Raw genomic sequence first — 1,172 nt, forward strand, 5'->3', positions numbered from 1 at the left:
AATGCCGCTACAGCAACAGGCACCTTGACGGTTAGAGCTACAGTAACAAATAGCTGTGTCCTGAATACCTCAGCTACTGGTACGACAGCTAATGCAGTTCTAGACTTTGGCACCTTAAGTTCTCTGGCTGGTAATGTTGACGCAGATACTACGACTACTGGTGGTACTCCAATTAGGGTGTTGTGTAACAACACAGTGCCATGGACTTTGTCATGTGATGGTGGACAAAATGTTCTATCAACTCAACGTCGTATGATTGGTGGCGCGTCTACTACAGAATATATTCCTTATAACCTTTACTCTGACACAGGGCGTGCTACGGCTATTGGAGTTGCAACAACTGCTTATAGTGGAACAGGCACGGGTAATGTCCAGACAGTTAACGTGTATGGCCGTATCCCTGCTGGTACAACTTTACCAAGTGCAGGTAGCTATGTTGACACTGTGACAGTCACAGTAACTTATTAAATTTTATAAATTATAAATATAGTTAGCCCTTTAAAAGGGCTAATACTTTAGAAAGATATATACTTGGGTTAATTATGAAAAAAAACATTTTTATTATTACGGGATTATTCTTATCTTTATCGAGCACTATTTATGCCGCTACAATTCGTCTTTCGCCTGTAACGGTGGAAATTTTAAGTAATCAAAGTGCTTCTTCGATTAGTTTATATAACCAGTCAAATGAAAGTACCGATTTACAGGTGCGTGTATTTGAGTGGAGTCAAAACAATGGACAGGATCAATTAACCCCTACGGATGAAATTGCGGTTAGTCCACCTTTTTTAAAATTACAACCTAATGACTCTTATAATTTACGTGTAGTGAGAGTTAATCCAACACCAGTTTCTGGTGAAAAAACCTATCGTATTATTATTGATGAGCTGCCGAAACCTATGGATAGCCGCAAAGTTAGTCAAGGTGTAAATGTCTTACTTCGCTCATCATTACCTGTATTTGTAGTGAATAAAGATGCGATTACTCAATTAAATTGGAAAATTGATAATAGTCAAAAAACCACTTCTTTAAATATCAGCAATATTGGAAACAGGCATGCACTTTTAAATGACTTAAAACTTGTAGATCTAACAGAAAATAAGAGTTACTCCATTAAAGTAAATACAGTGAATGGTTATATTCTTGCAGAACAATCACGAAGCTATCCGATT

At 37.4% G+C, this 1,172-nt stretch carries 2 protein-coding genes; both read left to right on the forward strand.

The annotated features are described in order from the left end of the window. Positions 1–468, forward strand: a 468-nt coding sequence (locus tag VXQ92_RS19620; RefSeq protein ID WP_416682922.1) for a spore coat U domain-containing protein, incomplete at its 5' end; no start/stop codon positions are given. A gap of 74 nt (positions 469–542) precedes the next feature. Beyond that, the coding region (locus VXQ92_RS19625; protein ID WP_416682923.1) for a molecular chaperone at positions 543–1,172 on the forward strand (630 nt) is incomplete at its 3' end.

This window comes from Acinetobacter sp. 228, assembly GCF_048147885.1.